Annotated in this window: 21 protein-coding genes and 2 tRNA genes; 10 read left to right on the forward strand and 13 right to left on the reverse strand. The window is 70.1% G+C overall.

Annotated elements, in window-relative coordinates; genetic code table 11:
- Window positions 1–84 precede the first annotated feature (84 nt).
- Entirely contained in the window at window positions 85–366 is a 282-nt protein-coding gene (locus tag ACIGWZ_RS06480) for a hypothetical protein (RefSeq protein ID WP_400061439.1), read from the forward strand.
- A 78-nt stretch (window positions 367–444) separates the two neighbouring features.
- Here the strand turns inward: ACIGWZ_RS06480 and clpX are convergent, their stop codons facing one another.
- The 5 genes from clpX to ACIGWZ_RS06505 form a co-directional block, all read right to left on the reverse strand.
- Window positions 445–1,728, reverse strand: a complete 1,284-nt coding sequence (gene clpX / locus ACIGWZ_RS06485; RefSeq protein ID WP_400061441.1) for an ATP-dependent Clp protease ATP-binding subunit ClpX — start codon at window positions 1,726–1,728, stop codon at window positions 445–447.
- A 169-nt stretch (window positions 1,729–1,897) separates the two neighbouring features.
- Window positions 1,898–2,575: an ATP-dependent Clp protease proteolytic subunit gene (locus ACIGWZ_RS06490; RefSeq protein ID WP_400062017.1), complete on the reverse strand. Its 678-nt coding sequence runs from the start codon at window positions 2,573–2,575 to the stop codon at window positions 1,898–1,900.
- 66 nt (window positions 2,576–2,641) lie between these two features.
- Window positions 2,642–3,244 carry an ATP-dependent Clp protease proteolytic subunit gene (locus tag ACIGWZ_RS06495; protein ID WP_400062019.1) on the reverse strand — a complete coding sequence of 201 codons (603 nt, stop codon included), beginning with the start codon at window positions 3,242–3,244 and terminating at the stop codon, window positions 2,642–2,644.
- A gap of 308 nt (window positions 3,245–3,552) precedes the next feature.
- Window positions 3,553–4,941: a trigger factor gene (tig, locus tag ACIGWZ_RS06500; protein ID WP_400061443.1), complete on the reverse strand. Its 1,389-nt coding sequence runs from the start codon at window positions 4,939–4,941 to the stop codon at window positions 3,553–3,555.
- A 240-nt stretch (window positions 4,942–5,181) separates the two neighbouring features.
- Window positions 5,182–5,258, reverse strand: a tRNA-Pro gene (locus tag ACIGWZ_RS06505).
- 148 nt (window positions 5,259–5,406) lie between these two features.
- Here ACIGWZ_RS06505 and ACIGWZ_RS06510 point away from each other — a divergent pair.
- Both ACIGWZ_RS06510 and ACIGWZ_RS06515 read left to right on the forward strand, forming a co-directional pair.
- Window positions 5,407–5,477, forward strand: a tRNA-Gly gene (locus ACIGWZ_RS06510).
- Between the two features lie 66 nt (window positions 5,478–5,543).
- Window positions 5,544–5,924 carry an arsenate reductase family protein gene (locus ACIGWZ_RS06515; protein ID WP_400061445.1) on the forward strand — a complete coding sequence of 127 codons (381 nt, stop codon included), beginning with the start codon at window positions 5,544–5,546 and terminating at the stop codon, window positions 5,922–5,924.
- Here the strand turns inward: ACIGWZ_RS06515 and ACIGWZ_RS06520 are convergent.
- Entirely contained in the window at window positions 5,921–6,115 is a 195-nt protein-coding gene (locus tag ACIGWZ_RS06520; protein ID WP_400061447.1) for a hypothetical protein, read from the reverse strand. The genes ACIGWZ_RS06515 and ACIGWZ_RS06520 overlap by 4 nt on opposite strands.
- Before the next feature lie 729 nt (window positions 6,116–6,844).
- On the opposite strand from ACIGWZ_RS06520, the gene ACIGWZ_RS06525 reads away from it, so the two are divergent.
- Window positions 6,845–7,972, forward strand: coding sequence for an acyltransferase family protein (locus tag ACIGWZ_RS06525; protein ID WP_400061449.1), 1,128 nt, complete (start codon window positions 6,845–6,847; stop codon window positions 7,970–7,972).
- Between the two features lie 351 nt (window positions 7,973–8,323).
- On the opposite strand, the gene ACIGWZ_RS06530 is transcribed toward ACIGWZ_RS06525, so the two are convergent.
- The 4 genes from ACIGWZ_RS06530 to ACIGWZ_RS06545 form a co-directional block, all read right to left on the reverse strand.
- Window positions 8,324–9,211: a DUF1963 domain-containing protein gene (locus tag ACIGWZ_RS06530; RefSeq protein WP_400061451.1), complete on the reverse strand. Its 888-nt coding sequence runs from the start codon at window positions 9,209–9,211 to the stop codon at window positions 8,324–8,326.
- A 32-nt stretch (window positions 9,212–9,243) separates the two neighbouring features.
- Window positions 9,244–10,350, reverse strand: coding sequence for a PP2C family protein-serine/threonine phosphatase (locus ACIGWZ_RS06535; RefSeq protein WP_400061453.1), 1,107 nt, complete (start codon window positions 10,348–10,350; stop codon window positions 9,244–9,246).
- A gap of 349 nt (window positions 10,351–10,699) precedes the next feature.
- On the reverse strand, window positions 10,700–11,518 hold the full coding sequence (locus ACIGWZ_RS06540) for an Fpg/Nei family DNA glycosylase (protein WP_400061455.1): 819 nt from the start codon (window positions 11,516–11,518) through the stop codon (window positions 10,700–10,702).
- Between the two features lie 130 nt (window positions 11,519–11,648).
- Entirely contained in the window at window positions 11,649–12,134 is a 486-nt protein-coding gene (locus tag ACIGWZ_RS06545) for a ribose-5-phosphate isomerase (RefSeq protein ID WP_400061457.1), read from the reverse strand.
- A gap of 180 nt (window positions 12,135–12,314) precedes the next feature.
- Between ACIGWZ_RS06545 and ACIGWZ_RS06550 the strand changes: the two genes are divergently transcribed.
- Window positions 12,315–13,814 (forward strand): amino acid permease, encoded by a 1,500-nt coding sequence (locus ACIGWZ_RS06550; RefSeq protein WP_400061459.1) that lies wholly within the window; start codon window positions 12,315–12,317, stop codon window positions 13,812–13,814.
- Window positions 13,815–13,878: 64 nt separating this feature from the next.
- Here ACIGWZ_RS06550 and ACIGWZ_RS06555 read toward each other — a convergent pair whose 3' ends face one another.
- Window positions 13,879–14,472, reverse strand: coding sequence for a biotin transporter BioY (locus ACIGWZ_RS06555; RefSeq protein WP_400061461.1), 594 nt, complete (start codon window positions 14,470–14,472; stop codon window positions 13,879–13,881).
- Between the two features lie 340 nt (window positions 14,473–14,812).
- Here ACIGWZ_RS06555 and ACIGWZ_RS06560 point away from each other — a divergent pair, with 340 nt between their 5' ends.
- The 3 genes from ACIGWZ_RS06560 to ACIGWZ_RS06570 all read left to right on the forward strand — a co-directional run bounded on the left by ACIGWZ_RS06560 (window position 14,813) and on the right by ACIGWZ_RS06570 (window position 18,745).
- Window positions 14,813–16,225 carry an amino acid permease gene (locus ACIGWZ_RS06560; protein ID WP_400061463.1) on the forward strand — a complete coding sequence of 471 codons (1,413 nt, stop codon included), beginning with the start codon at window positions 14,813–14,815 and terminating at the stop codon, window positions 16,223–16,225.
- Between the two features lie 270 nt (window positions 16,226–16,495).
- Window positions 16,496–17,926, forward strand: a complete 1,431-nt coding sequence (locus ACIGWZ_RS06565; RefSeq protein WP_400061465.1) for an amino acid permease — start codon at window positions 16,496–16,498, stop codon at window positions 17,924–17,926.
- A 177-nt stretch (window positions 17,927–18,103) separates the two neighbouring features.
- Complete coding sequence (locus tag ACIGWZ_RS06570) at window positions 18,104–18,745, forward strand: superoxide dismutase (RefSeq protein WP_400061466.1); 642 nt, start codon at window positions 18,104–18,106, stop codon at window positions 18,743–18,745.
- Window positions 18,746–18,863: 118 nt separating this feature from the next.
- On the opposite strand, the gene ACIGWZ_RS06575 is transcribed toward ACIGWZ_RS06570, so the two are convergent.
- Window positions 18,864–19,508: a DsbA family protein gene (locus tag ACIGWZ_RS06575; protein WP_400061468.1), complete on the reverse strand. Its 645-nt coding sequence runs from the start codon at window positions 19,506–19,508 to the stop codon at window positions 18,864–18,866.
- A 122-nt stretch (window positions 19,509–19,630) separates the two neighbouring features.
- On the opposite strand from ACIGWZ_RS06575, the gene pepN reads away from it, so the two are divergent.
- Both pepN and ACIGWZ_RS06585 read left to right on the forward strand, forming a co-directional pair.
- Window positions 19,631–22,219, forward strand: a complete 2,589-nt coding sequence (pepN, locus tag ACIGWZ_RS06580) for an aminopeptidase N (RefSeq protein WP_400061469.1) — start codon at window positions 19,631–19,633, stop codon at window positions 22,217–22,219.
- Between the two features lie 124 nt (window positions 22,220–22,343).
- The gene (locus ACIGWZ_RS06585) at window positions 22,344–23,366 is read left to right on the forward strand and encodes a hypothetical protein (protein WP_400061471.1); all 1,023 of its coding nucleotides are present in this window, start codon (window positions 22,344–22,346) and stop codon (window positions 23,364–23,366) included.
- 69 nt (window positions 23,367–23,435) lie between these two features.
- Here ACIGWZ_RS06585 and ACIGWZ_RS06590 read toward each other — a convergent pair whose 3' ends face one another.
- A complete protein-coding gene (locus tag ACIGWZ_RS06590; protein ID WP_400061473.1) occupies window positions 23,436–25,184 on the reverse strand; it encodes a TIGR03767 family metallophosphoesterase in 1,749 nt (582 codons plus the stop codon).
- Window positions 25,185–25,246: the final 62 nt, after the last annotated feature.

The raw sequence follows: 25,246 nt of genomic DNA on the forward strand, positions 1-25,246 counted from the left end.
GGATGCCGTGAAGCGGGACGCATGGGCCGGTAGCTTGATCGGCGATCGGCCGGCGAGGCCGGCTTCCAACCTGGGGGAATTGACATGCGCAAGGCAGTACGCCGCTTGGCGGCAGCCACCGGAGTGCTGGTGGCAGGGGCCGCGCTTCCGCTCGTCGTCACCGCGCCGGCCCAGGCCGCCACCAAGCAATGCACGTCCTACCTGGCCGGCAAGGGCTACATCGTGGGACCGAAGGTGCGCGCCGCCTGCGCCTACGCCGCAGATATCAACAACGGGCCTGAGCGCACCATGATTTGCACGGGGAAGCTGCACAACATCGGCGTCACTTTCCAGCACGGCTCGGAAGCCTGCGGCCGCGCCGTCTGAGCTGAACAAACCCTGACGACACGGAACCGCCCGGCAGCTCCCAGCTGCCGGGCGGTTCGCGTTGGCGTCCTGTGAGGCCTACGCACTCTTCTCGTGCGGCTCGCCCGACTCCCCGCGACTGCGCGGCACCAACGTCGGGTTCACATTCGAGTGAACGACGTCCTCCGTGATGACGACTCGGGCGACGTCCTTGCGGGACGGGACCTCGTACATGGCCGAGGACAGGACCTCTTCCATGATCGCGCGCAGGCCGCGCGCGCCCGTGCCACGCAGGATCGCCTGGTCGGCGATGGCCTCCAGCGCCGGGCGGTCGAAGTCCAGCTCGACGCCGTCGAGTTCGAAGAGGCGCTTGTACTGCTTGACGAGGGCGTTGCGCGGCTCGACCAGGATCTGCAGCAGGGCCTCGCGGTCGAGGTTGTGGACGGAGGTGAGGACCGGGAGACGGCCGATGAACTCGGGGATCATCCCGAATTTGACCAGGTCCTCCGGCATGACCTCCTGGAGCTGGTCCTTGGACTCGATCTCGCGCTTGGAGCGGATCGTGGCGCCGAAACCGATGCCCTTGGCGCCGGACCGGGACTCGATGATCTTCTCCAGGCCGGCGAAGGCGCCGCCCACGATGAACAGGACGTTCGTCGTGTCGATCTGGATGAATTCCTGGTGAGGGTGCTTACGGCCACCCTGCGGCGGGACGGAGGCCGTGGTGCCTTCGAGGATCTTGAGGAGGGCCTGCTGGACGCCCTCGCCGGAGACGTCCCGCGTGATCGAGGGGTTTTCGCTCTTGCGGGCGACCTTGTCGATCTCGTCGATGTAGATGATGCCGGTCTCGGCCTTCTTGATGTCGAAGTCCGCGGCCTGGATCAGCTTGAGGAGGATGTTCTCGACGTCCTCGCCGACATAGCCGGCCTCCGTCAGCGCCGTGGCGTCGGCGAACGCGAAGGGAACGTTGAGCATCCGGGCCAGCGTCTGCGCCAGCAACGTCTTGCCGGAGCCGGTGGGGCCGAGCAGCAGGATGTTGGACTTGGCGAGCTCGATGCCCTCGTCCCCGCGGCCACCGCCGTTCTCGCCTGCCTGTACCCGCTTGTAGTGGTTGTAGACGGCGACCGAGAGCGCCTTCTTGGCGGGGTCCTGACCGACCACATAGCCGTTGAGGAACTCGTAGATCTCCCGGGGCTTGGGAAGCTCTTCCCAGCGCACCTCGGAGGTCTCGGCGAGCTCCTCCTCGATGATTTCGTTGCAGAGGTCGATGCACTCGTCGCAGATGTACACACCAGGTCCCGCGATGAGCTTCTTCACCTGCTTCTGGCTCTTTCCGCAGAATGAGCACTTGAGCAGGTCGCCGCCGTCACCGATGCGTGCCACGAGGTGCTTCCCCTTCGCCTGGGATCCGCATTGCTCCACGGACCCGGGTGCTTGCCTATCGACGGTACCTTGCCGGGCCCCCTGTACGGGCCCCCCTTGGACCGACTCGGTTCACTCGGTCCCGACCCAATCCAAGGGGGCAACGCTCCGGCTCACTTAGCGAAGACCGCTAGCCGATCGACACGGACGACTTCCGCGTCGACACGATCTGGTCGACCAGACCGTACGCCAGCGACTCCTCGGCGGTCAGGATCTTGTCGCGCTCGATATCGTCGCGGATCTTCTCGATCGGCGTGGAGGAGTGCTTGGCCAGCAGGTCCTCCAGCTGCGAACGCATCCGCAGGATCTCGTTGGCGGCGATCTCCAGGTCGGAGACCTGACCGCGGCCGGTCTCGCTGTACGGCTGGTGGATCAGGACGCGGGCGTTGGGCAGCGCCATGCGCTTGCCGGGCGTGCCGGCGGCGAGCAGCACCGCGGCGGCCGAGGCGGCCTGGCCCATGCAGACCGTCTGGATGTCCGGCTTCACGAACTGCATGGTGTCGTAGATGGCCGTGAGCGCCGTGAAGGAGCCGCCGGGCGAGTTGATGTAGATGGAGATGTCCCGGTCCGGGTCCATCGACTCCAGGCACAGCAGCTGCGCCATGACGTCGTTGGCCGAGGCGTCGTCGATCTGCACGCCGAGGAAGATCACGCGCTCCTCGAAGAGCTTCGCGTACGGGTCGTACTCGCGCACGCCCTGCGAGGTGCGCTCGACGAAGCGCGGGACGATGTAGCGGGACTCGGCACGCGGGCCGGAAAACTCGGACGACGCGCCCTGGTAGAGGCCGCTGCCGGGGAAGTTGTTCATCGTGGTGTTCACCATCCTGGTGGCGATCAAGTGGGCTGGGGTGGCTGTGGGCGAGTGGTACGGGGCTCAGGCCCCGGTGCCGCCCCCGCCCGGAACGCCGGCGGCGGAGGTCATCACGTCGTCGATCAGGCCGTACTCCTTGGCCTCATCGGCGGAGAACCAGCGGTCGCGGTCCGAGTCGTGGGTGATGCGCTCGACGGTCTGACCGGTGTGGAAGGAGGTCAGCTCCGCCATCCGCTTCTTGGTGTGCAGCAGCCGCTCGGCGTGGATCTTGATGTCCGTGGCGGAGCCGGCGAGGCCCGCGGAGGGCTGGTGGATGAGGATCTCGGCGTTCGGCAGCGCGAAGCGCTTGCCCGGGGTGCCGGCGCTCAGCAGGAACTGGCCCATGGAGGCGGCCAGGCCCATCGCGATCGTCACCACGTCGTTCTTGATGTACTGCATGGTGTCGTAGATCGCGAGGCCGGCCGAGATCGAACCACCCGGGGAGTTGATGTAGAGGAAGATGTCCTTGTCCGGGTCCGCGGCCAGGAGAAGCAGCTGCGCGGTGATCTTGTTGGCGATGTCGTCGTCGACCGGCTGGCCGAGGAAGATGATCCGCTCGTCGAGCAGCCGGTTGTAGACCTGGTCGCCGAGGCCACCGAAGGTCGGCTCAGCGGCGGCGGAAGGCATCGGGATCGTCACGTGTCCACCTGCTCGTTGTCGGACGGTTCGCGACCGTCTCAGCGTCGTCTGCCGGGGCGCGGGGATCTGCGCCGTGTCGTGTGCTCGGCGCGCTTTCAGGGACTCCCCTGCCCTCGTATCTACGGACCCTAACGCGCAGGTCGGACAACGCCATCCCGCATTGAGAACTGTTCGCTGTGAGCGCAGGCTCACCGGTCCGGTATGACTTCCGTACGGCTTCGGGACGACTGCGGGCCCGAACACGCGGACGTGCGTGTTCGGGCCCGTGGTCAGGAATGCCGTGGGACGGCGGAAGCTCAGGCCTCGGGCTTCTCGTCGGCGGCGGCCTCGTCGGCGCCCTCGGCGGCCGCGACGACCTCCTCGGCGGTCTCGTCCTCGTCATCGAGCTCGATGACCTCGCCGTTGGTGTCCTTGACCGTGGCGGCCTCGACAACCACCGCGAGCGCCTTGCCGCGGGCGACCTCGCCGACGAGCATCGGCACCTGGCCACCCTCGACGACGGCCTGGGCGAACTGGTCGGGGGACATGCCGGAGGACTGCGCGCGGCGCATGAGGTGCTCGGTGAGCTCCTCCTGGCTGACGTTCAGCTTCTCCTTGTTGACCAGCTCATCGAGGATGAACTGGGTCTTGATGCCCTTCTCCGCCTGCTCCTTGGTCTCGGCGTCGAACTCTTCCCGGGTCTTGCCCTGGATCTCCAGGTACTTGTCCAGGTCGAGGCCCATCTGGCCGAGCTGGTGGTGCTCCAGGTTGTGCGTGCGGGTCTGGACCTCGTCCGCGAGCAGCTTCTCCGGCATCGGCACCTCGACGAGCTTGAGCAGCTCGTCCAGGACCTTCTCCTGCGCCTGGGTGGCCTGGTCGTACGTCTTCATCTGCGCGAGGCGCTTGCGGCTGTCCGCCTTGAGCTCCTCGAGGGTGTCGAACTCGCTGGCCAGCTGCGCGAACTCGTCGTCCAGCTCGGGCAGTTCGCGCGACTTGACCTCGGTGACCTCGACCTTGACCTCGGCCTCCTTGCCCTCGGCGGAACCGCCCTTGAGCTCGGAGGTGAAGGTGGCCTCGCCGCCGGCCTCGAGGCCCTTGACGGCGTCGTCGATGCCGTCGAGGAGCTCACCGGAGCCGACGGTGTAGGTGACGCCCTGGGCGACGCCGTCCTCCAGGACCTCGCCGTCCACCTTGGCCTCGAGGTTCACGGTCAGGACGTCGCCGTCCTGGGCGGCCCGCTCGACCGGGGTGGTCGAGGCGAAGCGCTCGCGCAGCTGCTCGACGGACTTGTCGACGTCCTCGTCCGACACCTCGACGGCGTCGACCTCGACCTCGATGCCGGAGTAGTCCGGGATCTCGAGGGCCGGGCGGATGTCGACCTCGGCGGTGAAGGCCAGCACCTCGCCGTCCTTCAGCTCGGTGATGTCGACCTCGGGCTGGCCGAGGACGTTCAGCTCACCCTCGTTGACCGCCTCGGTGTAGAACTTCGGGAGCGCGTCGTTGACGGCCTCCTCCAGCACGGCACCGCGGCCGAACCGCTGGTCGATGACGCGCGCAGGGATCTTGCCCTTGCGGAAGCCCTTCACCGAGACCTGCTGGTTGATCTTCTTGTACGCCGCGTCGAGGCTGGGCTTGAGCTCCTCGAAGGGCACCTCGACAGTGAGCCGAACCCGGGTCGGGTTCAGGGTCTCCACGGCGCTCTTCACGGTTCGGTCTCCTTGGGGGCTGACTTCTGGGGTTTTGCCTGAGATCTTCCGAGCCCGCTCATTCGGGGCCCGGCCGATCGCGCCCGGATACAGAGACACACGGGCACGCAGCTTGCATAGTAACCGCAGGGAGGATGACGCCCACAATGCGATCTTGAATGGCTCGCCGATGGCCCGCCGTCTCGCGGGCGCGCTGCCGTGGGGCCGAAGGTTCTGACCGAAGGTTCGGCTGGATGATGCTGGTCGGGGTGGCCGGATTCGAACCGACGACCTTCCGCTCCCAAAGCGGACGCGCTACCAAGCTGCGCCACACCCCGTCGGTGCGAGACGTAGGGTACATGGCTGCAGCCCGTAACGGCTGCCGGTTAACGGGATACCGGATCCCGCCGGCATTCGGTGTGCGGCGGACCGTCCTGACCCGCTACGATGCACATCGTGCCGCGGTCCGACGACCGGTCGGCGCATGCGGGCGTAGCTCAATGGTAGAGCCCCAGTCTTCCAAACTGGCTACGCGGGTTCGATTCCCGTCGCCCGCTCGGAACGAAGAACCCCAGGTCAGGCGGCCTGGGGTTCTTTGCGTTCCACGACCTAAGGTGACCGGCATGGAGATCTGGATCAATCCCGCGTGTTCCAAGTGCCGTTCCGCCGTGAACATCCTCGACGAGGAGGGCGCGCAGTACACCGTGCGCCGCTACCTGGAGGAACCGCCGACCGCGGACGAGCTCCGCGCCGTGCTGGAGCGGCTGGGCCTGGAGCCCTGGGACATCACCCGGACCCAGGAGGCCGAGGCCAAGGAGCTGGGGGTCGGGTCCTGGGAGCGTACGGACGCCGAGCGTGGGCGGTGGATCGAGGCGCTGGCCGCGCATCCCCGGCTGATTCAGCGGCCGATCATCACCGCGGACGACGGGTCGGCGCTGGTGGGACGCAGCGAGGAGGCCGTACGTGACGCGCTGGCGCGGACCGGAGGCGGAGAGCCCGCCTAGAAGGTGATGTGGTTGATGGTGTCCGCGAGGGAGTTGAGGAACCGGTTGATCGACGGCGCCATCCCCGTGGAGGCGAGGAAGAAGCCGAAGAGTATGGCGATGATCGCCGGACCGGCCTTGATCGCCTTCTGTCTGACCAGTACGACGAGGATGATCCCCAACAGCAGCACCACTGACAGTGAAAGAGCCACAACAGATCACACCCTTGGTCGGAACGCCTCACCGGCCCGGGAGCACGCCGCGCACACCCCCTGACCCCATCGTGCCATCAACTCCTTTCCCAGCGCAGGCGGGTGACGAATCATCGGCCAACGCTTTGCCCGATTCCTTCCCCTGCCCGCGACGGGGTCCGGCCAGGGGGGACGAGGTCTCGTCGCCAGGACGGCGACCGGGCGCGGCCGGACGGCGGGCGGCGCGACGTCCGGTCGGTTTTCGGACAGTTTCCGGGCGGGGCCCGGACGATGTCCGGGCGCGGGGGAATTCAGAGACGGTCGTTATGGACCCCGGCATCGGCAATTCACCCTGATCATTTCTACGGCTCCGGTTCCAGGCGCGACCCGGACATCGCTCCCGGCGCCGGTACCGACACCCGACCGGTAAGCGACGCGATGAATTCCTCATTCATGGCGTGCATCACGGCGGCCCTTCCAGCATTACTGGCATATCGCTAAGAAAGTGGACATTCCTTCTGGGTCGTCCGCTGGGGACATCGTCCGTTTTGGGGTGTCGAATCGTGATACGTCATGGCGTGCAGGCGGCGGTTATTGGAGGGGCGGCACGGGGCCCGGTGGGGCTCTGCGAGAAATCTCACGGGTGATTGCGGGCTTTATCCGCGACGTATGTGCGGCCGCACCTGGGGAAATACCGAATATCGCCGGAGCGGTTTTACGCATTAGCCGTGCGCCGCTATCGTGCCTCAGATGTTTCCCGCTGCCCCCACATCGCGACGCGAGCTCCCTCCGGCCACGGAGGCGGCCGCCACGGAGGACAGACCGGCACCGTCGCCGGCGCCCAAGACCGGCCGGGACCCGTTTTTCGACAACGCGAAGTACCTGGCCATCGTGCTGGTGGCGATGGGGCACGCCTGGGAGCCGCTGACCGACGGCAGCCGCGCCGCCGAGGCGCTGTACATGACCGTCTACACCTTCCACATGCCGGCGTTCATCATCATCTCCGGCTACTTCTCGCGCAGTTTCGACATGCGCAAGGACCGGCTGCAGCGGCTGGTCACCGGGGTCGCGGTCCCGTACATCCTCTTCGAGACGGCCTATGCCTTCTTCAAGCGCTGGGCGGACGACGACCCGGGGCATCCGATCAGCCTGCTGGATCCCTGGTTCCTGACGTGGTTCCTGGTGGCGCTGTTCATCTGGCGGCTGACCACGCCGCTGTGGAAGATCGTGCGCTGGCCGATCCCGCTGGCGCTGGCCATCGCCGTGCTCGCGTCCGTCTCCCCGGACATCGGTGACGATCTGGACCTTCAGCGGGTGCTGCAGTTCCTTCCGTTCTTCGTCCTGGGGCTGAATCTGCGGCCCGAGCACTTCAAGCTGGTGCAGCGGCGGTGGGTGCGGATCGCCTCGGTACCGGCCTTCGCGGCCGCGGTGGTGATGGCCTACTGGGCGGCGCCCCGGATGACCTCGGCGTGGTTCTACCACCGGGACAGCGCCCAGGAGTTGGGCACCACCTGGTGGATCGGCGTGATCATGACGCTGGCCCTCTTCGGCTGCTCACTGGTGCTGACGGCCTGCTTCTACGCCTGGGTGCCGCGGCGGACGATGTGGTTCACGGTGCTGGGCGCGGGGACGCTGTACGGCTATCTGCTGCACGGCTTCCTGGCCAAGGGCTCGCGGTTCTGGGGCTGGTTCGACGACTTCGCGTGGCTGCACACGCCGCTCGGCGAGATCGCGGTCACGCTGATCGCGGCGGCGGTCGTCACGGCGCTGTGCACGCCGCCCGTGCAGCGGGCCTTCCGGTGGGCGATGGATCCCAGGATGGCCTGGGCCTTCAAGAAGGACCCCGCGGATACGGCGCGGGCGCGGACGGGAGCCTAGCGGGGGCGTCCCCGAGGGGACGGTCGAACAGGTCCCCTAAGGGTCACGAGCGCCCCCTCGGGGCCACAACGAGGCGGGGGCGGGGGGTATTCCCGTGTGGAGCGGGCGGCCCCGGCCGTGCGGAGCGGACGGCCCGGTTCGTGCGGGGCGGACGGCCCGGTCGTGTACGGCGGACGCCCCTGTCGTGTGCGGTGGGACGGCCCGGTCGTGCGGCGGGCGGTACTTTTCGGGGAGGGCGGAGGGCACATTCGGGGTGGCGGCGGGTGGCTTGCAGCCGCAACCCACGGCCAACGGTCAGCGACCAACGACCCACGGGCCAACCGCCAACCGCCAACCGCCAACCGCCAACCGCTAGAAGCATTCCTCCAGGGCCACGGTCTGGGTCCAGTCGCCTTCCCTCAGCGCCTTGGCGGGCAGGACGAAGTGGAGATAGCTGCCGTCGCCGCACATGTCGTAGTGGCCGATGGTGATGATGTGGCGGTACGGCTCGTCGGCCGAGAGGTCCTTGAGGGGGCTGGTGCAGCCCTCCAGGTGGGGCCAGCCGAAGGCCTGGTCGGGCGAGAAGTGGACGCCGTCGTAGGCGTAGAGGCCCTGTTCCTGCTCGCAGTACGCCTTCCAGGCAGCGCCGAGGCGGTCCGACAGCAGCCAGCCGGGCGACGACCGGTAGTAGGTCAGCCAGTCGTCCGTCTCGGGCTCCTCGGAGTAGTCCAGCGTGTCCAGCACCGGGTCGTAGTCGACCCCGAACGGTGACGGGAGGGTCACCACCGGGACGGCGTACAGGTCCGTACGCGGGAAGAGTGAGGCCGGGGCGGGGGCTTCGACCGTCACCGCGCGGGCGGGGTCGGCGGGGATGATCCGGCAGCGGCGCGGATCCTCGAGACCGGTGTGGCGGGCCGCCTCGGGCATCTCCCCGCGCTGTGGATGGTCCTCGAAAGAGAAGATGTTCAGCAGGCCGCCCCCGCTCGGCGGGCGTTCGTCGCCGAGCCACGGGCCGAGTGCATCGACGTCCAGGACGGCGAAGAGACTCAGCGGCGCGCCCTCGCACTCCGGCCACGGGGTGCCGGGATCCAGCAGGGCCGGGCCGCCCCAGCGGGTGTGGCCGGCCGGGGCGATGCCGTCCTGGACCGGGCGGAGCCCGAAGCCGGGTCTGGCCAGTGCGGCCATCTGTGTCCCGAGGTGCTCCCCCAGGTGTGCCACGCAGAGTGCGCGCACCTTCGCCACTTCGTCCCCGTAGTCCATACGGTCATCAAAGCAGGCGTCGGGCGGATCTTTCAGGCGTCCCGGCAGATCAGGAGAAGGGCGCGGTCGTCGTTGACGTCCTTGGCGACGGCCTCGATCAGGTGCCAGGCGGCGCCGGCGAAGCCGCTGGTGACGTAGCGGTCGGCCTCGCCGGTGAGGCGGTCGATGCCCTCGGCGATGTCGCGGTCGCTGGCCTCGACGAGGCCGTCGGTGAAGAGCATGAGGACGTCGCCGGGGCGGAGCGTGCCCTTGACCGGGTCGAAGTGGGCGCCGTCGTAGACGCCGAGCAGCGGTCCCTCGCCCGACTTCTCCTCCCAGCGGCCGGAGCCCGCGCTGAGCTGGAGGGCGGGCAGATGGCCCGCGGAGAGGAGTTCGTAGTCGCCGGACTCCAGGTCGAGGACGAGATGGATGGAGGTGGCGAAGCCCTCGTCCCAGTCCTGTCGGAGGAGGTAGCCGTTGGCGGCGGGGAGGAAGCCGTGCGGCGGGAGCGAGCCGAGGAGGCCGCCGAAGGCGCCGGAGAGGAGGAGGGCGCGGGAGGCGGCGTCCATGCCCTTGCCGGAGACGTCGGTCAGGACGACTTCGAGGATGGTGCCGCCGTGGGTGCGCGAGGCGACGACGAAGTCGCCGGAGAAGGACTGGCCGCCGGCCGGGCGCAGCGCCATCTCGTGGTGCCAGCCCGGTGGCAGTTTGGGCAGTGCGCTCTGTACGCGGATCCGTTCGCGCAGGTCGAAGAGCATCGTGCCGCCGCGCCGCCAGGGCACCCCGACCCGGCTGCGGAACTGCGCGATGAGCAGGCCGAAGAATCCGACGGCGGCCACGACCAGGACGGTGCCGGGGGTGATCCGGTCCGGTCCCTCGTCGTACGGGCCGAAGAGCGCGGATTCGACGACCAGGGCGGCGGCGGAGGCGCTGTAGAGGACGAGGAGGTTGGCGGGGCGGAGGAGGAGGCCGCCGGCGATGACGGGGAGGACCAGGGCGGTGGGGGCGAGCCATTCGGGGTGCCAGAGGGTGCCCGCGGCGATGGCGGGGATGGCGAGGAGCAGGGCGGCCAGCGCGAACCGGTCGGAGCCGTCGCCGCGGAAGTAGTCGACCCCGGCCTTGCGCATGCCGATGCGGGCCCGGTGCAGGCCTTTGTGCATCCGGGCCGTCAGTGGTTCCGTTCGGGGTTCCGTTCCCGGGCCGCTCGTCATTGCTCTGGGACTTTATCCACCCGTTCGGCGGTGCGTCGATTCGCCGCACGTCACCCCCGGGAATTGCCGGGAAACAGCGTTCGAAATGCGGTCGCGCGGCCGGGGAGTGTCCTGCTGGGAGGGGCGTGGGTGGTGGCGGCGGAGCGAGCGGGGTTGCGTGCCGGTGGAGGGGGCGCGGCGCGCGCGGCGCGGACGTACCGAGTGCCGGTGGAGGGGGTGCTGGGCGACCGCGCACGGTGCTCCGTACGGGATCGTCCGGACGGGGTGCGGACGGAAAGGGCCCGGCGGCTCGCCGTGGTCAGGCGCCCGTCGTCGGCTGGCAGCCGGGGCACCAGAAGAGGTTGCGGGCGGCGAGTTCCGCGGTGCGGATCTCGGTGTCGCAGATGTGGCAGTGCTGGTTCGCGCGGCGGTAGACGTAGACCTCGCCGCCGTGGTCGTCCACCCTCGGCGGGCGGCCCATGGCCTCCGGCATGTGTTCGGGGCGGACGGTGTCGATCCGGTTGTTCCGTACGCCCTCGCGCATCAGGGCGGCCAGGTCCCGCCAGATCGCGTCCCAGGCGCGGCGGGTGAGGTCGCGGCCCGGGAGGTAGGGGTCGATGCGGTGGCGGAAGAGGACCTCCGCGCGGTAGACGTTGCCCACGCCCGCGATGATCTTCTGGTCCAGGAGCAGGGCCGCGATGGTGGTGCGGCTGCGGGTGATGCGCTGCCAGGCCCGGCCGGGGTCGTCGTCGGGCCGGAGGGGGTCGGGGCCCAACCGGTCGTGTATCGCCTGCTTTTCGGGGGTGGTGATCAGCGCGCAGGTGGTGGGGCCGCGGAGATCCGCGTAGCCGGTGGGGGTCGCCAGGCGGAGCCGGACCGTGTCGGTGGGGGGTGGTGCGGGGGCGGCGCCGAAGCCGAGCTTGCCGAAGAGGCCGAGGTGGATGTGGACCCAGCCGGTCTCGGCGAAGCCGAGGAAGAGGTGCTTTCCGTGGGCCTCTGTGGTGGTCAGCGCCTGGTTGTCGAGGAGGGCCGCGCTGTCGGAGAACTTGCCCTGGGGGCTGGTTGCCCGGACCCGTTGTCCCAGGAAGCGGTCCGCGTAGTCCTGGGCCAGGCGGTGGATGGTGTGGCCCTCTGGCACGGTTCTCCTCCGGAGGGGTCTCTCCGTACGTGGTGGGTGCGGTCGCGCGGCGCGGGGCGTTCGGGTGCGGCGCCGGGCCCGTACGGCTTCGCCGCCACGGCCCGGCGCCTCCCGTGGGTGGAGGGGAAAGCTACTGCTGCGGGTGGTGCGCCGGGATGGCGGGGAGGTCGCCGGTGGTCTCGTAGGCCGAGAGCATGTCGATGCGGCGGGTGTGGCGTTCCTCGCCGGAGTACGGGGTGTTGAGGAAGACGTCGATGAAGCTCGTGGCCTCGTCCCGGGTGTGCATGCGGCCGCCGACGGAGATGACGTTGGCGTTGTTGTGCTCGCGGCCCAGCTTGGCGGTTTCCTCGCTCCAGGCCAGCGCGGCCCGTACGCCCTTGACCTTGTTGGCGGCGATCTGCTCGCCGTTGCCGGAGCCACCGATCACGATGCCGAGGCTCTCCGGGTCGGCGGCGGTCCGCTCCGCGGCGCGGAGGCAGAACGGCGGGTAGTCGTCCTGGGCGTCGTAGATGTGGGGGCCGCAGTCGACGGGGTCGTGGCCGTGGGCCTTGAGCCACTCGACGAGGTGGTTCTTGAGTTCGAAGCCGGCATGGTCGGAGCCGAGGTACACGCGCATGCGACGAGTGTGACACGGGCGTTCCGGGGCAGGCTCTGCCGGGTCATCTGCGGTGCGTCGCCTGGGAGGCGGCCGGCCAGTGTTTCACGCAACGATCCCGCGCCAGACCTTCCAATCGATGGGTTAACGCGGTTCTAATGCTCTGGTTCCAATCCGTGAACCACTCAAGGGACGGTGCATATGAGCGCGCACCCTCCCCCTGGCTCGCCACGAGCAGGGGGCACCTCCACCACCGAAGCGGTCCCTCCTACCGGCCAACCCGGCGGCGGACCCACCGGGGGGCAGTCGCAGGACGGGCTGCAGGCAGGACTGAAGAACCGCCACTTGTCGATGATTGCGATCGGCGGTGTGATCGGTGCGGGGCTGTTCGTCGGCTCCGGCGCCGGCATCGCGGCCGCCGGGCCCGGCATTCTGCTCTCCTACGCGCTGACCGGGCTGCTGGTCGTGCTGGTGATGCGGATGCTCGGCGAAATGGCCGCGGCGTCCCCGATGTCCGGGTCGTTCTCCGCGTACGCCGACCGGGCGCTGGGCCGCTGGGCCGGCTTCACGATCGGCTGGCTGTACTGGTTCTTCTGGTCGGTGGTGCTGGCCGTCGAGGCGACCGCCGCGGCCGCGATCCTGACCGGCTGGGTCCCGGCCGTCCCGCAGTGGGCCTGGGCGCTGCTGGTGATGATCGTGCTGACCGGAACGAATCTGGTGTCGGTCGGCTCGTTCGGTGAATTCGAGTTCTGGTTCGCCGGGATCAAGGTCGTGGCGATCGTTGTCTTCCTCGTCGTCGGCGCGCTGGCGATATTCGGGCTGCCGCCGGGTGATCACGCGGTGGGCCTGTCGAATCTGACCGGGCACGGCGGATTCCTGCCGCACGGTCCGGGCGCGATTCTCTCCGGCATGCTGCTGGTGGTCTTCTCGTTCATGGGCAGTGAGATCGTCACGCTGGCGGCCAGCGAATCGCCGAATCCGGTGCAGGCCGTGCGGAAGGCCGTCAACAGCGTCATCTGGCGGATCGCGATCTTCTACATCGGCTCGATCGGGGTGATCGTGACGCTGCTGCCGTGGAACGACGCGGCGGTGCTCAAGAGCCCGTACGTGGCGGTGCTGAAGTCGCTGGACATTCCGTATGCGGGCACCGTCATGGACGTGGTGGTGCTGACCGCGGTGCTGTCGTGTCTGAACTCCGGGCTGTACACCGCCTCGCGCATGGCGTTCTCGCTCGGCGAGCGGGGGGATGCGCCGAAGTCGTTCGCGACGGTCAACCGGGGCGGCGTTCCGGCGGTCGCCATTTACGCCTCGGTGGCCTTCGGATTCATTGCGACGATCTTCAGCTATACGTCGAAGGACACCATTTTCCAGTTCCTGCTGAATTCGTCGGGTGCCGTCGCGCTGTTCGTGTGGCTGGTCATCTGCTTCTCGCAGCTGCGGATGCGGCGGGTCATCGAGCGGGAGTCCCCGGAGCGCCTGACGGTGCGGATGTGGCTGTATCCGTGGCTGACGTACGCGACGATCGGGCTGATCGTGTTCGTCGTGGGCTATATGTTCTACGCCCCGGACGGCCGGGAGCAGATGGTGCTGTCGGTGGTCGCGGCGGTCGTGGTGCTGGCCGTGGGGCTGGTGCTGGACCGGCGGCGGCCCCGGGAGACGGCCGAGGGCGCCGTCGCCGGGACGCGGCCCGCGGACCGGTAGAGCGCGTTACGGGCCCCGCCTCACCCTGTGGTGAGTGCGGGGCCCGTCGGCGTCTGCGCTGGGGTCAGCGGCGGTTGGCCAGCTTCCAGGCGGCCGGCAGGGCGCCCATGGCCAGCGCGGCCTTGAGGGCGTCGCCGAGCAGGAACGGGACGAGCCCGACGGCCACGGCCCGGCCGAAGGGCATGCCGGTGCTCAGGGCGAGGTAGGGGACGCCGACGCCGTAGATCAGGGCCGTACCGGCGGCCATGGTGGCGGCCGTGCGCAGGACCCCGCGGTCGCCGCCGCGACGGGCCAGGGCGCCCACGGCCGTGGCGGCGAGCAGCATGCCCAGGATGTAGCCGAAGGTGGCGCCGCCCGCGCCCGAGGCGCCGCCCGCGAACCACGGCAGGCCCGCCATGCCGGCCAGGGCGTACAGCGCGAGGGAGAGCAGGCCGCGGCCCGCGCCGAGCGAGGCGCCGACCAGGAGGGCGGCGAAGGTCTGGCCGGTGACCGGGACCGGGGAGCCGGGGACCGGGACGGCGATCTGCGCCGCGATGCCGGTGAGCGCGGCGCCGCCGACGACCAGCGCGGCGTCGCGGACGCGGGCGCGGGAGGCGGTGGCGGCGGGCAGCAGGTCGGCCAGGACCGCACCGGGACGGGGGAAGGCTGCAGTGCTCATCGGGGCTCCGCGGGGTGAGGGGGTGTGGGACAGGTGGGACGCGTCGACGTTAGCCGAGGCGGCCGGTGGCGATCATCGTGTGGCGGTGACAAAGCCGTACCGGCCCGCTTGGAGAGTTCTGCCCAACGCCCAGGATGGCCAGACCTGTTGGGGCGACGGCCGTCTTCGCAGGTCACGTGATGCTCATCACGGCCGCTGCCGCGGCGGGACGCCGGTTTTGTGGTAGCGCGCGGCGGGCGGGGAAACTGGGGCCCGCCCCGCAATGACCTGTGGGGTTCCACCAAAGCGGGCCGTCGCAGTATCCCTTCGACGCACCGCGCCCTTGCGAGAGTACGAGCCCATGCGCGACGCAACGACCCCTACGGGTACCGCACCGCTCGGTGCGGGTGCCGGCGAACGAGAGCCGCTGAACGGCGGGCTCAAGCAGCGCCATCTGACCATGCTGGGCCTGGGCGGGGTGATCGGCGCGGGGCTGTTCGTGGGCTCCGGCGCGGGGATCGCGGTGGCCGGGCCCGGGATCGTGCTGTCGTATCTGATCGCGGGCGCGCTGGCGATGCTGGTGATGCGGATGCTCGGGGAGATGTCGGCGGCGATGCCGGCCTCGGGCGCGTTCTCGGTGCATGCGGAGCGGGCGCTGGGGCGCTGGGCGGGCTTCAGCGTCGGCTGGCTGTACTGGTTTCTGCTGGTCGTGGTGCTCGCCGTGGAGGCGACCGGCGCGGCGGGGATCGCCAACGGGTGGGCGCCCGGCGTTCCGCAGTGGGCCTGGGTGCTGATCTTCATGGTCGTGTTCACGGCGGCCAACCTGGCGGCGGTGAAGAACTTCGGTGAGTTCGAGTTCTGGTTCGCGGCGCTGAAGGTCACGGCGATCGTGCTGTTCCTGGGCTTGAGTCTGCTGGCGGTGTTCGGGGTGCTGCCGGACACGGATCCGGTGGGCATGGCGAACCTCACGGGGCAGGGCGGTTTCCTGCCGCACGGCTGGTCCGGCGTCGTCTCCGGCGTGCTGGCCGTGGTGTTCGCCTTCGGCGGGCTGGAGGTCGTCACCATCGCGGCCGCCGAGTCGGACGACCCGGCGCGTGCGGTGGGGCGGGCGGTGCGCAGCGCGGTCTGGCGGATCCTCTTCTTCTACGTGGGCTCGATGCTGCTCATCGTGACGCTGCTGCCGTGGTCGGCGATGCGGCCGGGGACGAGTCCGTATGTGGCGGTGCTGGACGCCATCGGCGTGCCCGGAGCCGGGCAGATCATGAACATCGTCGTCTTCGTGGCGCTGCTGTCCGCCCTGAACGCCAATCTGTACGGGTCGTCGCGGATGGTGTTCTCGCTCGCCGAGCGGGGGGAGGCGCCGCGTGCGCTGCTGAAGGTGTCGGGGGGCGGGGTGCCGCGGCGGGCCGTGCTGGCCTCGGTCGCCTTCGGGTTCGTTTCCGTCCTGCTGAATCTGAAGTGGCCGGATTCGGTCTTCCTCTACATGCTCAATGCGGTGGGCGCGGTGCTGCTGTTCGTCTGGGGGCTGATCGCCGTCTCCCAGCTGCGGCTGCGTCCGCGTATCGAACGCGAGGCGCCCGGAGGGCTGACGCTGCGTATGTGGGGGTTCCCGTGGCTGACCTGGGTGGCGCTGGTGGCGATGGGCGGCGTGCTGGTGCTGATGCTGACCGACGCCGCGGCGCGGCCGCAGCTGCTGTGGTCGGCCGGAGCGACGGCGGCGGTGCTGGCCGTGGCCGGCGTGCGGGAGCTGCGGGCGCGGCGCGCGCGGGGCTGACGCCCGCGCGGGAGGCGGCGCGGTCGTCCCGGCGGCCCCGGAGAGCCGAGACGGGGGTCACTACAGGTGCCAACTGACGACGAAACGACCACGGTCGGTCACGATCTCGTCTGAATAGCGAACATTCGCTGCGCGACTGTTGCCCTGAGCGGACACCGGCACTCAAACTGAGCGCGTTTCACCGCAGGACCCCTGGAGTTGAGCCGTCGGCGGCCCCGGGAGAACGCAGTATCGCCCCGCTTCGCTCTCACATACTGGGACAGGTACGACATGAATCGGACACCCTCGTCCGCCACGCCGCTGCGCGAGCAGACCGACGCGGTCCAGGGCGCCGGCCAGGACGGCGGCCCCTCGCTGTCCAACGGCCTCAAGCAGCGCCACCTTTCGATGATCGCCCTGGGCGGCGTGATCGGCGCCGGCCTGTTCGTCGGCTCCCGCGAGGGCATCGCCGCCGCGGGCCCCTCGATCGTGCTGGCCTATGCGGTCTCCGGCGCGCTGGTCATGCTGATCATGCGGATGCTCGGCGAGATGGCCGCGGCCAATCCGGCCTCCGGCTCCTTCTCCGTGCACGCCGGGCGCTCCATAGGCCCGTGGGCCGGCTTCACGGCGGGCTGGATGTTCACCGCGCTGCTGTGTGTGGCGGTGGCCGCCGAGGCGCTGGGCGCCGCGGGCATCATGGTCCAGTGGTTCCCGGCCACCGAGCCGTGGATGTGGGTGCTGCTGTTCATGGCGATCTTCACCGCCACGAACCTGGCGGCGGTCAGCAACTTCGGTGAGTTCGAGTTCTGGTTCGCCGCGCTGAAGGTCGTCGCGATCGCCGTCTTCCTGATCCTGGGTCTGCTCGCCATCTTCGGCGTGCTGCCGGGAACCGAGGCGCCGGGCACCGCGCATCTGACCGGTGACGGCGGGTTCCTGCCGCATGGCGCGGACGGCCTGATGGTCGGCCTGCTGGCCTCGGTGTTCGCGTACGGCGGGCTGGAGACGGTGACCATCGCGGCGGCCGAGTCCAAGGACCCGGTGCGCGGGGTCGCCAGCGCGGTGCGCACCGCGATGTGGCGGATCGCCCTCTTCTACGTCGGCTCGATGGCCATCATCGTCACGGTCATCCCCTGGAGCGCCCCTTCGATCGCCAAGAGCGGTCCCTACGTCGCCGTCCTGGACTACCTCGAGATCCCGGCGGCCGGCCAGATCATGAACGTCGTCATCCTGGTCGCGCTGCTCTCCGCGGTGAACGCCAACCTCTACGGCTCCTCCCGGATGGCGTACTCGCTCATCTCCCGCGGTCAGGGCCCGGCCTTCCTCGGCAAGGTCAGCGGCGGCGTGCCGCGCCGCGCCGTGCTGATGTGCTCCGCCTTCGGGTTCCTCGCGGTCCTCTTCAGCTTCCTGTGGCCCGACACGCTCTTCAAGTGGCTGCTGAACATGGTCGGCGCGGCCGTCCTGGTGGTGTGGGCCTTCATCGCGGTGGCGCAGCTGCGGATGCGGCGCCAGCTGGAGCGCGAGGCGCCGGAGAAGCTCGTGGTGAAGATGTGGGCCTTCCCGGCCCTGACGATCGTGGCGCTGGTGGGCATCGTCGGCGTACTGCTGCTGATGCTGCGGGACGAGAACCAGCGCATCCAGCTGCTGTTCACCGGCGGCTTCGGTGTGGTGCTGGCCGTGATCGGGCTGGTGCGGCAGCGGACGGCCGCCAGGAGCGCGAAGTAGCGCGCCGGCGGACACCCCTGTGAGGCGGGGCGGGATCTCCTACGGAGGTCCCGCCCCGCCTCCGTCTTTGGGACCAGGCCGGTCCCCGCACCCGGCCCGTGATCACTCCTGCTGCTAGCGTGCTGTTGCACATCACTTGCAACTACTGCATTAACGCAGCTTGGAGGCGGGATCGGCATGGCGACCTACACACTTCCGGAACTCCCCTACGACTACGCGGCGCTGGCCCCGGTCATCAGCCCCGAGATCATCGAGCTGCACCACGACAAGCACCACGCGGCGTATGTGAAGGGCGCCAACGACACGCTCGAGCAGCTTGCCGAGGCGCGCGACAAGGAAGCCTGGGGCAACATCAACGGCCTGGAGAAGAACCTCGCGTTCCATCTCTCCGGGCACATCCTGCACAGCATCTACTGGCACAACATGACCGGCGACGGCGGCGGCGAGCCGGACGAGAAGGACGGCGTGGGCGAGCTGGCCGATGCCCTCGCGGAGAGCTTCGGCTCGTACGCCGGGTTCAAGGCGCAGCTGACCAAGGCCGCGGCCACCACCCAGGGTTCCGGCTGGGGCGTGCTCGCCTACGAGCCGGTGACCGGGCGGCTGATCGTGGAGCAGATCTACGACCACCAGGGCAACGTCGGCCAGGGCTCGGTGCCGATCCTGGTCTTCGACGCCTGGGAGCACGCCTTCTACCTCCAGTACAAGAACCAGAAGGTCGACTTCATCGAGGCGATGTGGCAGGTCGTCAACTGGCAGGACGTGGCCAAGCGGTACGCGTCCGCGAAGCAGCGCGCGAACAACCTGCTGCTGGCGCCGTGACGGCCTAGCGGCCACCGGTCGTCCTGCCTCGTGATCGTCTTCTCAACCTTCACCCGGCAGGCGGAATGAGCGAAGCCCCCGCGAGGACAGGACTCGCGGGGGCTTCGTGTGGCCTGCCTCAGTCGAAGATCGGCCCCTGCGTCCGGGTCCGCTTGATCTCGTAGAAGCCGGGGATGGACGCCACCATCAGCGTGCCGTCCCAGAGCTTGGCGGCCTCCTCGCCCTTGGGGGCGGGGGTGACGACCGGGCCGAAGAAGGCGATCTGGTCGCCGTCGGAGCCGGGGACGGCGATGACAGGGGTGCCGACCTCCTGGCCGACGAGGTCGATGCCCGCTTTGTGGGAGGCGCGCAGCTGCGCGTCGTAGGTGTCCTTGTCGGCGTACTCGATCAGGTCGGCGGGCAGGCCGGCGTCCTCGAGGGCGGCCGCGAGGGACTCGCGGGTGATCCCCTCGCCCGCGTTGTGGAAGCGGGTGCCGAGCGCGGTGTAGAGCTTGCCGACGACCTCGTCGCCGTGCAGCTGCTGTGCGGCGATCACCACCCGGACCGGCCCCCAGGCCTTGCCGCCGGGGCGCATGTTCTCCGCGTACTCCTCGGGCAGCTCGTCCAGCCTGTTCTCGTTGAGAACGGCCAGGCTCATCACATGCCAGCGCACCTCGACCGGGCGCACCTTCTCCACCTCCAGCATCCAGCGGGAGGTCATCCACGCCCACGGGCACAGCGGGTCGAACCAGAAGTCTGCGGGCGTCTTCTCGGTCTGGGACACGGGATCTCCTCTTGCGAAGCTGTGCGGCGGTGTTCCGGGGACTTGCGCACGGTTCAACAACCCCGCACCGTGCCATGATTCCCAGTGTTCGATATTCGAGACGAGGACGAGGGAGTCACGTCGTGCCAGGTGAAAATCTGTCCCGGGACGAGGCCCGCACACGGGGCCAGCTGCTGAGTGTCGACGGGTACGACGTGGCGCTGGATGTCCGCTCAGCGGTGCAGCGCGGCGAGGCCGCCGCCACCTTCCGCTCCCGGACGACCCTCCGCTTCCGCTGCGCCGAGCCCGGCGCGGCGACGTTCGCGGATCTGATCGCCCCCTCCGTCACCTCCGTCACCCTCAACGGCCGCGAACTGGACCCGGCCGCGGTCTTCGACGGCACCCGGATCGCGCTCGAGGACCTGGCCGCCGAGAACACCCTGGTCGTCGATGCGCAGTGCGCCTACAGCCGCACCGGCGAGGGGCTGCACCGGTTCGTCGACCCCGAGGACGGCGAGGTCTACCTCTATACGCAGTACGAGCCGGCCGACGCCCGCCGGGTCTTCGCGAACTTCGAACAGCCGGACCTGAAAGCCCCGTTCAGCTTCGAGGTGACCGCCCCCGAGGGATGGGTGGTGCTCAGCAACGGCGCCGAGGAGGGCGAGCCCCGGGAAGGCCGCCACCGGTTCGCGACGACCCGGCCGATCTCGACGTACATCACGGCCGTGATCGCCGGCCCGTACCACTACGTCGCCGACAGCTACCGCCGCACCTTCGAGGACGGCAGCGAGCTGGAGATCCCGCTGGGCGCGCTGTGCCGCAAGGGACTGGCGCGGCATTTCGACGCGGACGACGTCTTCACCGTCACCAAGCAGGGCCTGGACTTCTTCCACGACCACTTCGACTACCCGTACCCGTTCGGGAAGTACGACCAGGCCTTCGTGCCGGAGTACAACCTCGGCGCGATGGAGAACCCGGGGTGCGTGACCTTCCGGGAGGAATTCATTTTCCGGGGGAAGGTGACCGAGGCGGCATACGAGGGCCGGGCGAACGTCATCCTGCACGAGATGGCGCACATGTGGTTCGGCGACCTGGTGACCATGCAGTGGTGGGACGACCTGTGGCTCAAGGAGTCCTTCGCGGACTTCATGGGGGCGTTCTCGCTGGTGGAGGCCACCCGCTTCGAGAACGGCTGGATCACCTTCGCCAACCGGCGCAAGTCGTGGGCCTATCGCGCCGATCAGCTGCCGTCCACCCATCCGGTCACCGCGGACATCCGTGACCTGGAGGACGCCAAGCTGAACTTCGACGGCATCACGTACGCCAAGGGCGCCTCGGTGCTCAAGCAGCTGGTGGCGTATGCGGGGCAGGAGGCGTTCCTCGAGGGCGCGCGGCGCTACTTCAAGCGGCATGCCTACGGCAACACCCGGCTGGCGGATCTGCTGGCGGTGCTGGAGGAGACCTCGGGGCGGGACATGGCCGCCTGGTCCCGGGAGTGGCTGGAGACGGCGGGGGTCAACTCCCTCACCCCTCAGGCCACTTACGACGCCCAGGGCCGGATCACGGAGCTGAGCATCTTCCAGGAGGCCCCGGAGTCGCACCCGCAGCTGCGGCCGCACCGGGTCGCGGTGGGCCTGTACCGGCGGCGGGACGACGACGGCGCGCTGGTGCGCTACGCCCGCACCGAGGTGGATGTCGCCGGGCCCCGTACGGCCGTCACGGAGCTGGCCGGGGCCGAGCGTCCCGAGCTGATCCTGGTCAACGACGACGATCTGACGTACTGCAAGATCCGGTTCGACGCGGACTCGCTGGCCACCCTGCGGGCCCGGCTCGGCGACCTCGTCGACCCGCTGGCACGGGCCCTGTGCTGGGCCGCGCTGTGGGGCCTGACCCGCGACGGCCTGATGCCGGCCCGCGACTATCTGGACCTGGTGCTGCGCTTCGCGGGCCAGGAGACCGAGATCGGCGTGCTGCAGTCGCTGCACGCCCAGGCCCGTGCGGCGCTGGAGCTCTACTCCGCTCCCGAGCGCCGCGAAATCGCCGCCCGGGAGCTGGCCGAGGGCGCGCTGCGCGAGCTGCGGCTCGCCGGGCCGGGCAGCGGGCATCAGCTGGCTTGGGCCCGGCACTTCGCGTCGATCGCCTCCAGCCCCGCCGATCTCCAGCTGCTGCGCGGCCTGCTGGACGGCACGGCGAAGATCGACGGCCTGGAGGTGGACCAGGAGCTGCGCTGGACGTTCCTGGAGCCGCTGGCCTCGCACGGCGCCGCGGACGAGGCCGTCATCGACGCCGAGCTGGCCCGCGACGACACCGCCTCGGGCAAGCGCCACCAGATCCGCTGCCTGGCCGCCCGGCCGTCCGCCGAGGTCAAGGCGCGGGCGTGGGCCGATGTCGTCGGCTCCGACGCCCTGTCGAACGCCCTGGTGGAGGCCACCATCAGCGGGTTCGCGCAGTTCGGGCAGCGGGAGCTGCTGGCGCCGTACGCGCCGCGCTACTTCGAGGCGATCGAGCGGGTGTGGCGGGAGCGGTCCATCGAGATCGCGATGTCGGTGGTGCGGGGGCTGTTCCCGTCCTGGCTGGTGGCGCGGTCCACGCTGGACGCCGTGGACGCCTGGCTGGCCGGGCACGCGGATGCGGCGCCGGCGCTGCGCCGGATCGTCTCCGAGGAGCGGGACGATCTTGCCCGGGCGCTGCGTGCACAGGCTTGTGACGAGGCGGCCGGCCCGAAGCCGTAACCCCCGCCCCGACCAGCCCTTCTCGGCAGTCGAACGCCCGTACTTTAGGACAGGGTTGTCCGGTTTGTGGTACGGGCGTGTAACAGCGGTTAGCGGGCGGAGCGGGTGCGGGAATGGCCGGGTCATGAACCACGACACCCCGCTCTCCCCGCTCCCCCTCCGCCACCTCACCGACGCCCGGTGCCGGGTGCTGACCGCCCCTCAGCTGCGCGAGCACGGCGTGCTGCCCGCGGAGACCACCGAACGGTGCCGGCCCGGCGGCCCCTGGCAGCAGATCCTGCCCGGGGTGTATCTGCTGCACCCGGGACCGCCCACCAGCGAGGAACGGCTGCACGCGGTGCTGCTGTACGCCCGCCACCGGGCGCCGACCGTGCCCCGCCAGGGCGGCGGACAGCCCGACGCCCCGGCCGCGATGATCACCGGGCTGGCGGCGCTCGCCCTGCACGGGTTCACCACCGCTCCCCCGCTGCTCGCCCTCGACCGCATCGAGGTGCTGGTCGCCCGCACCCGGCGGCTGCGCTCGACCGGCTTCGCCCGGATCGTCCGGGCGGTGGAGATGCCGGTGCCGCTGGACGTCACCGGTGTCCCGACCGCGCCGGTCCCGCGCGCGCTCGCGGACGCGGTCGCCGAGCTCACCGACGCGTTCTCGGTGCGCCGGCTGCTGACCGAGGCGGTACGCGGCGGGCACTGTGAAACGGCCGCCCTGGTGCGGGAGCTCGGCCGGGCGCGGCTGCTGACCCGGCCGCATGTGGTGGACGCGGTGGACACCCTGATGGCCGAGGGCCGGGCGCTGGCCGAGCAGCGGCTGTACGCCATGGTGCACAACCACGGCCTGCCCGACCCGCTCTGGAACGTCGATCTGCGGCTGCCGGGCGGGCCCCACCTGGGCGGCGTGGACGCGTACTGGCCGGAGCACTCGGTGGCCTTGGAGATCGACACCCGCGCCCCGCGCCCCGACGAGGACCCGCTGCACGCTCCGTACGACCACAAGCGCGAGCACCTGGAGCGGCTGGGCATCACGGTGGTGCGCTGCCTGCCGCGCGCCCTGCGCGACGCCCCCGGCCAGCAGGCCACGGTGGTGCGCACGGCCCTGATGGCGGCCGTCGACCGGGAGCCGAGCGCGTATGTGGTGGTGCTGCCCCGTTGACGGGTTCCCGGCCGGCCTCTCACCGCACCCCGCAACGGCTCCTGCCCCGGTCCACCGCGCCGTACGGTGCTAGGAGCGCCTCAGGAGCAGCTCGACGTTGCGGTCCCGGGCCGTGCCCGCCAGGTCCGTACGGGCCTCGGGCGCGTTGAACGACAGCTCCCGGTAGAGGGCCGCCAGCCCCGTCTGGGAGAGGTCGGTGAAGTCCGTACGGTGCGGGGCCGCCGACTCGACCAGGGTCGTGAACAGCGACAGCGTGCCGTCGTGGTTGTCCACCAGCTCGATGACCCGGGCCAGCTGCGGGAAGTCGATGTGCGAGGCGGTGGATATCTCCCAGAAGCTGCCGTGCGGGGTGATGTCGTTCTTGTGGCTGTGGCCGTTGATCCAGCCGACGACGCCGGGGTGGGCGGCCAGCAGCTCGACCAGCTCCGCACCGCCGTGCCGCTGCTCGTGCGGCCGGGCCGGGTCGGGACGGGTGTTGTTCATGGTCTTGCCGGTGTGGTGGCTGAAGACCAGGACGTGGCGGCCCTCGCCCTTCTCCTCCTCCGTCAGCACCCGCTTGAGCCAGCGGAGCTGGCCGTCGCCGATCGAGCCGGTGTAGTGCCCGCCGGGGTCGGTGGTGTCCAGGCTGATGCCCAGGACGTGGTCGGAGACGGGGAAGGTGTAGTAGAGCCGGTCCTCGGCGAGATGGGCGGCGGTGTAGCCGTGGCCGTGCGGGCCGGGGCCGGTGCGGGCCGGGTCGAGGTGGGCCTTGAGGTACTCGGCGCGGGTGAAGGGGGCGCGCCGCTCGTCGGGGGTGACCGGGCGGGCCTTCCTGGCATGCGCCTTCAGCAGCCGCTTGAAGTCCTCCCCCTTGGGGTCGAGGTCGTTCTTCACCGCCTTCCACACCTTCGCGGCCTCGGCGGCGGGCAGCGTCTCCAGCTTGCGGCCGCCGGTGGCTATCTCGCGCCAGAAGGGGTCGCCCGGTGCATAGCAGCCGCCGGGCAGCGAGTCGTGGTTGCCGACCGTGGAGTACCAGGGAAGGCGCAGGCCCGGGCTGTTGACCGTGCGGATCGCGGCGTCGAGGAACCCCTCCAGCCGCGGGAACCCGAGCTTCTTGTCGGCGTCGCGCAGGGCGCTGTCCGGCTGCCAGTACAGCGTCAGCCCGCTGTCCTGGACGCCCTCGTAGCGGCGCGGGTTCCCGGAGTTCGGGGTGATCCGGCCGCCGCTCATGGCCGTCAGGAACCACTCCAGCTCCAGCTTGGAGTTGTTGTCGGTGTTGTCCCCGGTGGTCATCACGAAGGACAGCGGGGCGCCGGTGGCGGGACCGCCCGGCAGCGCGTTGACCCGCTCGATCAGCGAGATCACCCCGGCGACGGAGAGCGCCTCCTGCGGCCGCCAGGCGCTCGCGGTCTCGGCGCGAAGGTACTCGTAGCGCAGCGGGCTCTGGACGTCGACCAGATGCAGGTCGGTGAACTGGACGAAGGACGCCAGCGCGGTACGCCGCTTGTCGCGCCCGCCGTGGGCGCCGGCCAGCTCGGCGCGGACGACCCGGTCCCAGGCGGGGCCGTCGGCGAGGCGGCGGTAGCCGGAGGTGCCGCGCGGGGTGGCGACGCCGCCGAGGGTGGTGCCCCGGGTGTACGGCAGGTGCGGGACGGCGGGGGCGTCGACCGGGACGGGTGCGGCGGGGGCCGGGCCCGGGGCGACGGTGGCGGCCGCGGCGGGCCGGTCGCCGCCCGGGCCGAGGGTGAGCCCGAGCCCGGTGGCGGCGCCGAGGGCACCGGTGGCGGCCAGGAAGGTACGGCGGTCGAGAGTGGCGGCGGCGGACCGTATACGGGACATGCGCGGACTCCCCGAGTGCGAACGCGAAGGCGGCCGGGCAGCACAACTGCCCTGTCACCTGG

The organism is Streptomyces sp. NPDC053427 (genome assembly GCF_044544985.1).
In the GTDB taxonomy this organism is placed as follows: domain Bacteria; phylum Actinomycetota; class Actinomycetes; order Streptomycetales; family Streptomycetaceae; genus Streptomyces.